Source organism: Acidisoma silvae, assembly GCF_020618775.1.
Taxonomy (GTDB): Bacteria; Pseudomonadota; Alphaproteobacteria; order Acetobacterales; family Acetobacteraceae; genus Acidisoma; species Acidisoma silvae.
Window position 1 is genome coordinate 11,840 of the sequence record NZ_JAESVB010000002.1, and the last position, 12,852, is coordinate 24,691.

Consider the following 12,852-nt stretch of genomic DNA (forward strand, 5'->3'; position numbering starts at 1 on the left):
TATCTAGGCCACAGCGGCGACGGGCGATGCCACTTCCTCGGTGATGACGTGGAATGTCTTCAGCAGGTTGGGCCCGAAAACCGTCGAAATGGCGACATCGGCGGCGTCACGCCCGACCCCGATCAGAATGCGCCCGATGCGCGGATGGCCGTGGCGGGCATCGAAGGTGTACCAATTGCCGCCGAGATAGACCTGGAACCAGCCGCTGAAATCCATCGGCGACCGGTCCGGCGGCACGCCGATATCCCCCAGATAGCCAGTGCAGTAGCGCGCCGGAATATTCATGCAGCGGCACAGCGTCAGCGCCAGATGGGCATAGTCGCGGCAGACGCCGACGCCTTCCTGCCAGCCCTCGAAGGCCGTGCGGGTGGCGCGCGCATTCTGATAGCCGAAGGTGATGTGGTTATGCGTGTATTGGACGATCGCCTCGACCTTGGACCAGCCGTCAGGCAGATGCCCGAACTGCGCCCAGGCGAAAGCCAGCAGCTTCTCGGTCTCGCAATACCGGCTGCCCAGAAGATAGACGAGCGTTTCCGGCGGCAGGCTTTCAATCGGCAATTGCGCCGCATCCGGCGCGTACGGGTCCAGCACACCGGGGTCATTGATGACCGTATCGGTATGGAAGGTCACAAGACCGGCCGGCGCCATCACGCGGCTGCACAGGTTTCCGTACATGTCATAGTAGCGCGAGATCGGCAGGGACGGATTGGTGCGGATGATGTCCGGCGCCGTCAGATCGGCGGCGCGCTCGGGCCGCACGTTGAGCATCAACACCATGGGCGTCGGTTGCGGCACCTCGAAGGTGATCTCGTAGCCGATGCGGATGAGCATCCGTACCCCAATCCAAAAAATGTTAGATGTGACTATGAACTGAGATGGCCCTGACACCCTCATATTAAAGCGAGGCGCGGCCCTGGAACGATGACAAATTCGGCAAAAACAAAAAAAGGGCGCCACAACGGGCGCCCTTTTGCCGCGTCCACAACTGGACGGTCAGGTCATGCTGAAAATTTAGGCACCTGACTTCGGTGCCGTCGCGAAGCGTACCGCTTCCTCCGCCGCGCGAAACAAGGCCCGCGCCTTGTGGCGGCTTTCCTCATATTCCAGTTCCGGCACGCTGTCGGCGACGACACCGCCGCCCGCCTGCACATACATGACGCCATCCTTCACCACGGCGGTGCGCAGGCCGATGCAGGTATCCATGGTGCCGTCCGGCGCGAAATAGCCGATGCAGCCGCCATAGATGCCACGCCGCACCGGCTCCAGCTCCTCGATAATCTCCATCGCCCGCACCTTCGGCGCGCCGCTGAGCGTGCCGGCCGGGAAACCGCCCTTGAGCGCGTCCAGCGCCGACAGCCCCTTCTTCAGCTTGCCCTGCACCATCGAGGAAATATGCATGACATGGCTGAAACGCTCGATGACGAAGCTTTCCACGACCTTGACCGAGCCGAGTTCGGCGACGCGGCCGACATCGTTGCGGCCCAGGTCGAGCAGCATCAGATGCTCGGCCCGCTCCTTGGGATCGGCCAGCAGTTCCTCTTCCAGCCGCTTGTCCTCGATCGGATCGGCGTTGCGCGGACGGGTGCCGGCCAGCGGGCGGATGGTCACCATGCCGTCACGCAGACGGACCAGGATTTCCGGGCTGCTGCCGGCGACCGAAAAGGTGCCGAAATCGAGGAAGAACAGGAAGGGTGCCGGGTTGATCCGCCGCAGCGCGCGATACAGCGCGAAGGGCGGCAGCGGAAAATCGACCGAAAAACGCTGACTGGGCACGACCTGGAAGGCATCACCGGCGGTGATGTATTCCTTCATCTTCACGACCATGTCCTCGAAATAGGCCTTGGTCATATTGGAGCGCGGCTCGCCCAGAGTGAAGGGCGCGACCGGCGCGGCCGCGACCGGCAAAGGCCGCAGCAACCCGGCCTCGATCGCGTTCAGCCGGGCATTGGCTTCCGCGTGTGCCGCTTCGACCGACAGTCCGGCATGCGGATAGGCGGGTGCGGCCAGCGTGAGCACGTCCCGCACATTGTCGAAAATGACGAAGACGGTGGGGCGGATGAGGATCGCTTCCGGCAGACCGAGGACATCCTCGTTCTTTTCCGGCAAACGCTCCATCAAACGGACCATGTCATAACCCAGATAGCCGAACAGGCCGCCGGCCATGGGCGGCAGATTGGCCGGCTGGTCCAGGCGCGATTCCGCCAGCAGAGCGGCCAGACTATCGAGTGCCGGCGCGGCTTCCGGCGCGAAGGCGTCCGGCGCTGTCAGCGCCGAGCGGTTGATGGCGGCGGCGCCCTTCTCGCAACGCCAGATCAGATCGGGCGCCAGGCCGATGACGGAATAGCGGCCGCGCGACGCCCCGCCCTCCACGCTTTCCAGCAGGAAGGAATAGGGCTGGCCATGCGCGATTTTCAGGAAGGCGCCGACCGGCGTCTCCAGATCCGCCGGGCTCTCCCGCCAGACCAGCGCGCCCTTTCCTGCCTCATAGGCGGCGCGGAAAGCGGTGCTGGGTCCGTCGGTCGTCATCGTCCGTTGTCTTTCAGTTGGTGGGAAAAAATCAGGGCTGGGCGATTTGCTGGATCACGGTCTGGTTGATGCGCGGATTGCCCTTTGCCGTCACCACGCCCGCGAAGATCGCCTGCATATCGTCCGCCAAAGCGCTGGAAAGAGAAGCCTTCAGCTGGTCATAGCCGACCGGATCCGCCTTCGGGTCCGGCGTATTGATGGCCGTCAGCTGCGCCACCACGAAACCGTCCGGCGACGGCACCATGGTGCTGTCGCCCTGGTTGAGCGAAAACAGCGGCCCGATCAGGTTCTGCGGCACGCCTTGCGGCGCCTGACCCTGGCGGGTCAGCGGCGGGGTGGTGGTAACGGTCAGCCCCTGCGCAGAGGCGACACCTTGCAAGGTGCGGCCGCCCTTCATGGCCTGCAGCATATCGGTCGCGGCCTTGTTCTGCTCACGCTGCATCTGATCCTGCGTCCAGGCGGACTGCACCTGGGCTTTCACCTCGGCGAAGGCCTTCATGGTGGCCGGCGTGATGCCATCGACCGTCAGCGCGAAATAGCTGTCATCCGGCCCGGTGATCAGCGACGCCGCCTGGCCGACCTTCTGCTTGAAGGCCTGGGCCACCACCGCCTGGCGCAGCGCGTCATTGCCGGGGATGGGTGCCGGCGTGCCCTGTTCCGTCAGGCCGTTGCTGTCGACCGACCCCTGCAAAGCGGCAAGCCCGATATCGCCCGGCAGCTTTTCCAGCGGCGTGCGGCCGGCCAATGCGTCCTGCAAAGCATTAACGCGCTGATTGACGAGGCCCTGCGCCTGCTGGCGGGCCAGTTGCAGCTTGATGGCCGGCGCCGCCTGATCATAGGTCTGGGACGGGCCGCCCGGGGTGATCGCGGCCACCTCGAAGACGGCATAGCTTGTCCCGCCGGTCGGGATCGGCCCGGTGACGCTGTTCGCGGCGGCTTTGAAGGCCGCATCGGCCAGAGCGGCATTGGGCACCTGGTCAGGCGTGATATTCGGCAAAGCGAGCGCCGTGGCACCGGCGGCCGAGGCCGCCTTCTGCACGGCAGCCCAATCGGCGCCTGCCTGCCACTGCTTCGCGATCGCGGCGGCGGCGGCCTGGCTCTGCGCCAGCACGACATCGACGGTGCGGGTCTCAGGCTTGGGCGGCTGTGCGGCCATCATGCGGTCATAGGCCGCGTGAATCTGGGCATCCGGCACCGGAATGTCACGAGCCAACACATCCGGGCTCAGCACCACCAGCGTCAGGCGGCGGTATTCTGGTGCCGAAAAATCGGTCGGGTGATTCTTGTACCAGCGTTGCAGATCGGCATCCGTCGGCGCGGCCGGTGCCGGGGCGGCGGCGAAGGGCAGCTGCACCAGCTGCGCCACGCGCGTCTGGTTCTGGAAAGCATAGGCCGTCTTCACCATCACGCCCGGCGCAGTTACGGCGGCGCGGATGGAATTGAGCAGCTGGTTGCGGATGATCTGGGCCTGCATCAGATGCAGGAACTCCACCTCGCTCAAGCCATTCGCCTGTAGCACCTGATCGAACTGGGCATGGCTGAACTGATGCGTCGGCCCCTGGAAGGCATCCATGGCGAAGACCTGCTTCTGCACATCCGCCGTGGGGGCCGTGATGCCCATGCGCCCGGCCATCTTGTCGATTGCCGTCTGCGCCACCAGACGCGCCGCCGCCTGTTCCGCGATCATCATCCGCATCTGGGACGTGACCTGATCGGGGCTGCCAAGCTGTTGCGCGGTCTGCTGCAATTGTTGACGATAGGCGGTGTTCACGTCCTGCGGGCTGATGGAGACACCGTCGATATGCGCTGCCGCACCGTCATCGCCACCCAAATTACGGATCACGTCGCCGATGCCCCAGACGCCGAAGGCAGCGATCAGCAGGATAAACAATATCCTGACCGGCCATGTGTTGAGTGAGCTTCTGAAAATACCGAGCATCGCGACCTTGGAGCCTGATGGAGAGAGGGGGCGCACCATAGGCAGAGCGCCCGCACTTTGCCAGTTCCCGGCCGTGCCTTTATCAGCGTTGCTGCCTTACGGCCCACGGGGAGAAAAAAATGCGCCCATTAATTGCCGGTAATTGGAAGATGAACGGGCTGACCGAGCCCTCGGCCGCGCTGGCCCTGGCCATCCGGCACGGGCTGGCGGATGCGGGGGCGGAAGTGCTGCTTTGCCCGCCGGCCACGCAACTCGCCGCCGTCTCCGCGCTTGTCGAGGGCAGCGGTATCGCGACCGGCGGGCAGGATTGCCACACCCGCGACTCGGGCGCCCATACCGGCGATATCTCCCCCGTCATGCTGGCCGATGCCGGCGCGCGCTATGTGATCCTTGGCCATTCCGAGCGGCGACAGGACCATGGCGAGACCAGCGCCATCGTCGCAGCCAAGGTTAGCGCCGCCATGAAGGCCGGGCTGATTCCGATCGTCTGCGTGGGTGAAACCGAGTCCGACCGGAGCGCGGGCGAGCAGGAAACGGTTGTCGGCAGCCAGATCACCGAAAGCCTGCCCAGCGATTTTACCGGCATTATCGCCTATGAGCCGATCTGGGCCATCGGCACAGGCAAGGTTCCGACTTCGGCGGATATCGCCGCCATGCATGCCTTCATTCGCGGCGAGCTGATCCGCGACCAGGCGGAGGGCGTGGGCTTTCGCATTCTGTATGGCGGCTCGGTGAAGCCCGGCAATGCTGCCGAAATTTTGGGCCTGCCCGACGTCGGCGGCGCTTTGGTGGGCGGCGCCAGCCTGATCGCCGAGGATTTTCTGGCCATCATCCGGGCGGTGTAAGCGGCGGAGCAAGCCAGACCGTCACAAACAGGGCAGATGCCCCGCGCCATTGCCCTACCTTTGGAAGTTTCACGCTGCTATAGCGCAGCGCAACGTCGTTCCCTGTTCCAGGTGGCGCCGCTCGTCGGCGCTGCCTCATCATCGTTTCCGAGGATCCGTCATGGCCCGCCGCAGACAGCTTTATGAGGGAAAAGCGAAAATCCTGTTCGAAGGTCCGGAACCCGGCACCCTCGTGCAATATTTCAAGGATGACGCGACCGCGTTCAACGCCCAGAAAAAGGGCGTCATCACCGGCAAGGGCGTGCTGAACAATCGCATCAGCGAGTTTCTGATGCTGCGTCTGGCCGAAATCGGCGTGCCGACGCATTTCGTTCGCCGCCTCAATATGCGTGAGCAGCTGATCCGCGAAGTGGAAATCATCCCGCTCGAAGTCGTGGTGCGCAATGTCGCGGCCGGCAGCCTGTCGACCCGCCTGGGCATTCCGGAAGGCACCCGCCTGCCGCGCTCGATCGTCGAATACTATTATAAGAACGACGGCCTGAACGACCCGATGGTCGCGGAAGAGCATATCACCGCCTTCGGCTGGGCGACGCCCCCGGATATGGACGATATCGTCTCCCTCACGCTGCGCGTGAACGATTTCCTGACCGGCCTGTTCCTGGGCGTCGGCATCACCCTGGTCGACTTCAAGCTCGAATTCGGCCGGCTGTGGGAAAACGACGAGATGCGCATCGTGCTGGCCGATGAAATCAGCCCGGACAATTGCCGTCTCTGGGACAGCAAGACCAACGAGAAGATGGACAAGGACCGCTTCCGCCGCGACCTCGGCAAAGTCGAGGAAGCCTATCAGGAAGTGGCCAAGCGCCTCGGCATTCTGCCCGAAGCCGGTACGCGCGACATGAAGGGCCCGGAGACCATGCAGTGAAAGCGATCGTCACCGTCATGCTGAAGCCCGGCGTGCTCGACCCCCAGGGTCGCGCCATCGGGCATGCGCTGGAAACGCTTGGTTTCGAGGGCGTCGGCGATGTGCGCGCCGGCAAGATCATCGAGCTGGAACTGGCCGAGACCGACGCGGCCAAAGCGAAGGCTTCCGCCGAAGCGATGGCAGCCAAGCTGCTCGCCAATACCGTGATCGAAAGCTATCGGGTCGAGGTGGTCTGATTTCGTTTTGAGGGCGCCTGGAAACAGGTGCCCTCAGCGCTTCCGCCTGTAGCTGTGTTCGCGGACATTGCGGACGGCAAGAATCGTGACCTCATCGACACTCGGGTCAAAGCGATAACGCACCTTATAGTGCTGCAAGCCGACTTTGATCACCAGCTCGCGCCTGCCGCGGCTGGCACGCCGCCCGATCAGCGGGCTCCCGCCTAATATTTGTAATGCCTGATTTATATCGTGGATTCTGCTGACCGGATCCGCGACCGCGAACCGTTCCATGTGAACAAGAAAGCGGTCAAAATCATCAAAAACACTGAGCGCGAGTTCAATGCGCGCCAAATAAGCTTAACGGGCGAGGCGTCGGCCCGTAGGCCGGGGCGGATTCTCACCACGTGCGCGCGCTTCAAGCCAGCCTCTCGCCTCATCCCAAGCAACCGTCAGGCCGGTGTCTTGAACCTCCTGCCAGCGCTCCTCAGCCAATTGGGCGAAAGCCGCGTCTTCCTCGGCCTCGTCCAACTTGTCGAGAATGGCATCGCGAATAAACGTGTCCAGGCTCACGCCCGCCTCGGCCGCTACCGCTGCCGCCCGCGCCTTCACGTCCTTGTCGATAAGGACAATGTCCATCGTCTCGGTCATCTCGGTCGCCGCTGTCATGATGCGCGCCTCCCAATGCGAGACTGTGTAGCATCCCGGTGCTACGCGGCAAATGCGTATCGCACCAACCCGTCTCAAGGGGTGCCTTGCACGAAAACTGGTGCTATCAGCCGCTGCTGATCTCGCTGTCTTGAATCTGTAGGTATACTGACCTGTGAGTGTAGCAAAATGAGTTTGCGGGCCGGCATCGTTCTCTTTCCGGGTACCAATCGCGAGCGCGACATGGCGATCGCCCTGGCGAAGGTTTCAGGCGGGCGGGAGCCCGTCATGATCTGGCATAAGGAGACCAGCCTCCCGCCGCTCGATCTCGTGGTCCTGCCGGGCGGTTTCAGCCATGGCGACTATCTGCGCTGCGGCGCCATGGCCGCACAGTCCCCGGTCATGCGGGCGGTGAAGGATTTCGCGGAAGGCGGCGGCCATGTGCTGGGCGTCTGCAACGGCTTCCAGATTCTGACGGAAGCGGGCCTGCTGCCCGGCGCGCTGCTGAATAACGCCGGCCTGCGCTTCCTCGGTCAGGACCATCACCTGACGGTCGCGCAGACCGACAGCCTCTACACGAAGCACTATACCCAGGATCAGGTGATCCGCGTGGTGCTGGCCCATGGCGACGGCAATTACTTCGCCGACAGCACGACGCTGGACCGGCTTGAGGGTGAAGGCCGCGTCGCCTTCCGCTATGCCGGCGCGGACGGTGCGGTGACGGAAGCCACCAACCCGAACGGCAGCCAGCGCAATATCGCCGGCATCTTTTCCGACAATCGCCGCGTTCTGGGGCTGATGCCCCATCCCGAAGACTATGTTGATCCGCTGATGGGCGGAACGGACGGATTGCCCATGTTCACCAGCATCGTGGAAGGGCTGGCCGCATGAGCACCCGTCCGGTTGACGAAAAACTCGCCCGCGAATTCGGCCTCAATGCCGAGGAATGGGGCCGCGTCCAGACCATCATGGGCCGCCAGCCCAGCTTTACCGAACTCGGCATCTTTTCGGTGATGTGGTCGGAGCACTGTTCCTACAAGTCGTCGCGGGTCTGGCTGAAAGAGCTTCCGACCAAGGCCGAATGGGTCGTGCATGGCCCCGGCGAAAACGCGGGCGTGGTCGATATTGGCGACGGGCTGACTGCCATCTTTAAGATGGAAAGCCATAACCACCCGAGCTTCATCGAGCCCTATCAGGGTGCGGCGACCGGAGTCGGCGGCATTCTGCGCGATGTCTTCACCATGGGCGCGCGGCCCATCGCCAATCTCAACGCGCTGCGCTTCGGCCGGCCGGAAAATCCGCGCACCAAGCGCGTGGTCGACGGCGTCGTGCGCGGCATCGGCGGCTACGGCAATTGCGTCGGCGTGCCGACGGTGGGCGGCGAGGTGAACTTCCACGCCGCCTATGACGGCAATCCGCTGGTCAATGCCATGACGGTGGGCATCGCGCCCAAGGACCGTATTTTCCTCTCGGCCGCCGCCGGCATCGGCAACCCCGTCGTCTATGTCGGGTCCAAGACCGGACGCGACGGCATCCACGGCGCGACCATGGCCTCGGCCGAGTTCGACGCCAATTCCGAGGAAAAGCGCCCGACCGTGCAGGTGGGTGACCCCTTCACCGAAAAGCTGCTGATCGAAGCCTGTCTGGAACTGATGAAGACGGATGTCATCGTCGCCATTCAGGACATGGGCGCCGCCGGCCTGACCTCCTCCTCCGTCGAAATGGCGGGCAAGGGCGGCGTAGGCATCGATCTCGATCTCGATCATGTGCCGCAGCGCGAAACCGGCATGTCGGCCTATGAGATGATGCTGTCGGAAAGCCAGGAGCGCATGCTCATGGTGCTGGAGCCCGGCCGCGAATACATCGCGGAAGAAATCTTCCGCAAATGGGATCTGGATTTCGCGGTCATCGGCCATATCACCGATACCGGCCGCATCGTCGTCCGCCACAAGGGCGTGGTGGAAGCCGATATTCCGCTCGACCCGCTGGCCGATCAGGCGCCGCTATATCGCCGCCCGATCCAGTGGCCGGTGCCGCTGCCCGTGCTGGATAGCGCGACCGTCCAGTGCAATATGCCGAACGACGAGGCACTGCTGCAACTGGTGGCCTGCCCCGACCTCTGCTCCCGCGCCTGGATCGCCAGCCAGTATGACCCGGCAGTCGGCGGCCAGACGGTAAAGAAGCCGGGCCAGGCGGATGCCGCGATCGTCAAGATCGAGGGGTCCAATCGCGCGCTGGCCATCACCACCGATTGCACGCCGCGTTATTGCCAGGCCGACCCGAAGATGGGCGGCATGCAGGCGGTCGTGGAATCCTGGCGCAATATTACCGCGACCGGCGCCCGGCCGCTGGCCATCACCGACAACATGAATTTCGGCAATCCGGAAAAGCCCGAGATCATGGGCCAGTTCGCCGCCGCCATTCAGGGCATGGCGGAAGCCTGTATCGCGCTCGACTATCCGGTCGTCTCGGGTAATGTCAGCCTTTACAACGAGACCGAGGGCAAAGGCATTCTGCCGACCCCGGCGATCGGCGGTCTGGGCGTCATCGAAGACGCCCACGCGGCACGCGGCATCGCCATCGCCGCGCATCAAGACCTGGTGCTGATCGGCGAAACCGCCGGCTGGCTCGGCCAGTCGCTGTTCCTGCGCGAAATCCTGGGCCGTGAAGAAGGCGCGCCGCCGCCGGTCAATCTGGTCGCCGAACGCCGCAACGGCGATTTCGTGCGGCAGCAGATCGCCAAGGGTGTCGTCGCAGCCTGTCACGACGTCTCCGACGGCGGCCTTCTGGTGGCGCTGGCAGAAATGGCGCTGGCCGGGAATTGCGGCTTCGCGCTGGATGAGCTGGACAAGGCCCATGCGACCCATGCCTTCCTCTTCGGTGAGGATCAGGGCCGCTATGTCATCGCCAGTGCCGACGCCAGCGGCCTGCTGGAAGCGGCGCGCGCGGCCAATGTGCCGGCCCGCCTGCTGGGCCGCACCGGCGGGAATGAATTGACATTCCCGGGCGGTTCGTCCGTATCCTTGGTCGACCTGAAGGAAGCGCATGAGCGCTTCTTCAAGACCTGGATGAGCTGACGGCAGTGGCCCTGCCGTCCAGTTAAGGAGAGACGGCATGGCCATGACCGCCAATGCGATCGAGAACCTGATCCGCGCCGCCATACCTGATGCGCGGGTGACGGTCGAAGATTTGGCCGGTGACGGAGACCACTATGCTGCTACAGTGGTCAGTGAGCAGTTTCGTGGCCTCACGCGCCTGAAACAACATCAGATGATCTATGCGGCTCTGCAGGGACGAATGGGCGGTGAACTTCACGCCCTGGCTTTGCAGACTTCAGCGCCCGAATAAGGAGCTATTCATGTCTCAGGACGTCGTGGCAGACCGTATCGCCAAGGAAATCGCCGAAAATCCGGTGATGCTTTACATGAAGGGAACCGCGATGTTCCCGCAATGCGGCTTCTCCGCCCGCGTGGTACAGATCCTCAGCCACATGAACGTGCCCTTCGCCACCGCGAATGTTCTGGAAGACCCGGAACTGCGCGACGGCATCAAGCAGTTCTCCCAGTGGCCGACCATCCCCCAGCTTTATGTGAAGGGCGAATTCGTCGGCGGCTGCGACATCATCACCGAGATGTATCAGACCGGCGAACTGACCAGCCTGATGGCCGAGAACGGCATCGCGCATTCCGTCGCCGCCTAAGCCGAACTGAGATCGATGCGGGTCGCGGTTGTCATCGCGGCCCGTGACATCGCCCGGTTTCTGGGTGATGCCATCAACTCGGCTCTGTCCCAGAGCCTTGATGCCTGTGCAGTCATCGTCGTCGATGACGGGTCCAGAGACGCTACGCCGGGCGTGATCGCCTGCCATGAAGCCCCTCTCCTGCGCAGCCTGCGCACCCCCGGCCTGGGCGTCGCAGCCGCCCGCAATCTGGGCGCGCGTCACGCTGCCGCGATGGCCGCTGACGCGCTGCTGTTTCTGGACGGCGATGACTGGCTATCCGCCGATGCGCTGTCCCGTCTCGCCGCAGCGCTGACCGCGCATCCGCAGGCCGTGGCCGCCTACGGTGCCTTCGCCTATGTGCCGGGGACGGCCAGGCCTGAGACCGCAGCACCGCAGGACATCCGCACAGCGCCTTCTGGCCTTACCCTTGCGCGGGTCACCCTGGGCAACCGCTTCGCCAATGGCGGCCATGTCCTGATCCGCCGCAGCGCCTGGGAGGCTACGGGGGGCTTTCACGAAGCGCTGCGCTTTGCCGAGGATTGGGAGTTCTGGCCGCGCCTGCGGCTGCTGGGGCCGTTTGCCGCTGTTCCTGGGCCACCCACCTTGCTGGTGCGCCGGCGGGCCGGCAGCGTGATGCACGGCGCTGCTACCGACCCGGCTGCCTATGCACCTGCCTTGGCGGCGATTGCCGCCAATGCTGGCCTTGCCGAAGCCATCGGCCCCCAGCGGTTTCGACGGCTGGTTCGCCGGACACAGCGCGAACTGACCTGGACCATCGGGCGGGAAATGCTGCGCCGGGGCGCGGCCCGGCCGGCCCTGCCCTTGCTGACGCGTGGATTTTTCGGCCAGTTTCGGCCGCAGCGCGCCGCCATTCTCATTCACGCTGCCTGGGCTGCCAGAAACACCTTGCCCTGAAGCGAAGGTGGCAGATGACATCTCATGACAATTGGACAATAAGCCGCGCAACAATACGGAACGGGGCAAGAAATGGGTTACGAGGTTGCGTCTTTCGGGGAACTGCTGATCGACATGGTGCCGCTGCCCAGCACGGGCGGGCTTAATTTCGCGGCCAAGCCGGGCGGCGCGCCGGGCAACGCCGCCGTCGGCCTGGGCAAGCTCGGGCGGTCGGCCTGCATGCTGAGCAAGGTCGGCGACGATGCCTTCGGCCGACTGCTGACCGATACCATCGCGGCCTCCGGCGCCTCCGTCGAGCATGTCGTCGTGTCGCAGGATCACCGCACCGGCCTTGCCGTCGTGACCCTGGATGCGCAAGGCGACCGCGATTTCCTGTTTTATCGGCAGGATTGCGCCGATGCGAATTACGCGCCCGAGGAAGTCGCCGAGGATGTCATCCGCCAGGCGCGCATGCTGCATGTGAACAGCCTGATCATGTCCGCGCCCACCGCCGCCCGCGCCCAGCGCCATGCCATCGCCGTCGCGCAGGACGCCGGGATCATGATCTCGGTCGACCCCAATCTGCGCCCGCTGCTGTGGGACAGCACCGAGGCTATGGTCGCCGCAGCGCGCGAGGTCATCGCCGTCGCCAATATCCTGAAGGTGGGGGCCGATGAACTGGCCATCATCACCGGCATCGACGATCCGATCGCAGCACTCGAGTCGCTCTGGCATGACGGATTGCGGGTTGCGGCCATCACCGCCGGCGCCGCAGGGGCCACGATCGTGACGCCGGGCGAAAAGGTGACCATCGCCGGCATTCCCGTGAAGGTCGTCGATACCACGGGCTGCGGCGACAGCTTTATGGCAGCCTTCCTGGCCGGCCTGCTCGACTCGGATTTCGACCTTTCAGCGGAAAACCTGGTGCGGATCGGCCGTTTTGCCTGTGCGGCCGGCGCGATCGTGGCCACCGCCCCGGGTGGAATGGACGCCATGGCGACGCGGGCCGAGCTGCAAATTTTTATGGCCGAACGCGGACTTTAGGCTGTTGGGCGCGGAGTCGACCGGTGCCGACGTTGCAGAAGTTTGAAGTTGTTGCAATCTGCTTGGCGTCTGGGGATAGCCCCGCTATAAGCCGG

14 protein-coding genes are annotated in these 12,852 nt (G+C 64.2%); 9 read left to right on the forward strand and 5 right to left on the reverse strand.

Features of this window, described 5'->3' with window-relative positions:
• Positions 1-3: 3 nt before the first annotated feature.
• From ASILVAE211_RS04680 to ASILVAE211_RS04690, 3 genes are all read right to left on the reverse strand, one after another.
• A complete protein-coding gene (locus ASILVAE211_RS04680) occupies positions 4-831 on the reverse strand; it encodes a transglutaminase-like domain-containing protein (protein WP_227320150.1) in 828 nt (275 codons plus the stop codon).
• 180 nt (positions 832-1,011) lie between these two features.
• Positions 1,012-2,526, reverse strand: a complete 1,515-nt coding sequence (trpE, locus tag ASILVAE211_RS04685) for an anthranilate synthase component I (RefSeq protein ID WP_227320151.1) — start codon at positions 2,524-2,526, stop codon at positions 1,012-1,014.
• 31 nt (positions 2,527-2,557) lie between these two features.
• The gene (locus tag ASILVAE211_RS04690) at positions 2,558-4,504 is read right to left on the reverse strand and encodes a SurA N-terminal domain-containing protein (RefSeq protein WP_227320152.1); all 1,947 of its coding nucleotides are present in this window, start codon (positions 4,502-4,504) and stop codon (positions 2,558-2,560) included.
• Between the two features lie 80 nt (positions 4,505-4,584).
• On the opposite strand from ASILVAE211_RS04690, the gene tpiA reads away from it, so the two are divergent.
• From tpiA to purS, 3 genes are all read left to right on the forward strand, one after another.
• The gene (tpiA, locus tag ASILVAE211_RS04695; protein ID WP_227320153.1) at positions 4,585-5,310 is read left to right on the forward strand and encodes a triose-phosphate isomerase; all 726 of its coding nucleotides are present in this window, start codon (positions 4,585-4,587) and stop codon (positions 5,308-5,310) included.
• A gap of 160 nt (positions 5,311-5,470) precedes the next feature.
• Positions 5,471-6,235: a phosphoribosylaminoimidazolesuccinocarboxamide synthase gene (purC, locus tag ASILVAE211_RS04700; RefSeq protein WP_227320154.1), complete on the forward strand. Its 765-nt coding sequence runs from the start codon at positions 5,471-5,473 to the stop codon at positions 6,233-6,235.
• Positions 6,232-6,471, forward strand: coding sequence for a phosphoribosylformylglycinamidine synthase subunit PurS (gene purS, locus ASILVAE211_RS04705; RefSeq protein ID WP_227320155.1), 240 nt, complete (start codon positions 6,232-6,234; stop codon positions 6,469-6,471). The genes purC and purS overlap by 4 nt, the downstream gene beginning before the upstream one ends.
• Positions 6,472-6,504: 33 nt before the next feature.
• Here purS and ASILVAE211_RS04710 read toward each other — a convergent pair whose 3' ends face one another.
• Both ASILVAE211_RS04710 and ASILVAE211_RS04715 read right to left on the reverse strand, forming a co-directional pair.
• Positions 6,505-6,804: a hypothetical protein gene (locus tag ASILVAE211_RS04710; RefSeq protein WP_227320156.1), complete on the reverse strand. Its 300-nt coding sequence runs from the start codon at positions 6,802-6,804 to the stop codon at positions 6,505-6,507.
• Between the two features lie 6 nt (positions 6,805-6,810).
• Entirely contained in the window at positions 6,811-7,119 is a 309-nt protein-coding gene (locus ASILVAE211_RS04715; protein WP_227320157.1) for a hypothetical protein, read from the reverse strand.
• Between the two features lie 174 nt (positions 7,120-7,293).
• Here ASILVAE211_RS04715 and purQ point away from each other — a divergent pair, with 174 nt between their 5' ends.
• The 6 genes from purQ to ASILVAE211_RS04750 all read left to right on the forward strand — a co-directional run bounded on the left by purQ (position 7,294) and on the right by ASILVAE211_RS04750 (position 12,757).
• Positions 7,294-7,989 carry a phosphoribosylformylglycinamidine synthase subunit PurQ gene (gene purQ, locus ASILVAE211_RS04720; RefSeq protein ID WP_227320742.1) on the forward strand — a complete coding sequence of 232 codons (696 nt, stop codon included), beginning with the start codon at positions 7,294-7,296 and terminating at the stop codon, positions 7,987-7,989.
• On the forward strand, positions 7,986-10,175 hold the full coding sequence (gene purL, locus ASILVAE211_RS04725) for a phosphoribosylformylglycinamidine synthase subunit PurL (RefSeq protein ID WP_227320158.1): 2,190 nt from the start codon (positions 7,986-7,988) through the stop codon (positions 10,173-10,175). The genes purQ and purL overlap by 4 nt, the downstream gene beginning before the upstream one ends.
• A gap of 37 nt (positions 10,176-10,212) precedes the next feature.
• Positions 10,213-10,446 carry a BolA family protein gene (locus tag ASILVAE211_RS04730; RefSeq protein ID WP_227320159.1) on the forward strand — a complete coding sequence of 78 codons (234 nt, stop codon included), beginning with the start codon at positions 10,213-10,215 and terminating at the stop codon, positions 10,444-10,446.
• A 10-nt stretch (positions 10,447-10,456) separates the two neighbouring features.
• Positions 10,457-10,798 carry a Grx4 family monothiol glutaredoxin gene (gene grxD / locus ASILVAE211_RS04735; RefSeq protein WP_227320160.1) on the forward strand — a complete coding sequence of 114 codons (342 nt, stop codon included), beginning with the start codon at positions 10,457-10,459 and terminating at the stop codon, positions 10,796-10,798.
• A 15-nt stretch (positions 10,799-10,813) separates the two neighbouring features.
• The gene (locus tag ASILVAE211_RS04740) at positions 10,814-11,734 is read left to right on the forward strand and encodes a glycosyltransferase family 2 protein (protein ID WP_264478715.1); all 921 of its coding nucleotides are present in this window, start codon (positions 10,814-10,816) and stop codon (positions 11,732-11,734) included.
• A gap of 72 nt (positions 11,735-11,806) precedes the next feature.
• A complete protein-coding gene (locus ASILVAE211_RS04750; protein ID WP_227320161.1) occupies positions 11,807-12,757 on the forward strand; it encodes a carbohydrate kinase family protein in 951 nt (316 codons plus the stop codon).
• Positions 12,758-12,852: the final 95 nt, after the last annotated feature.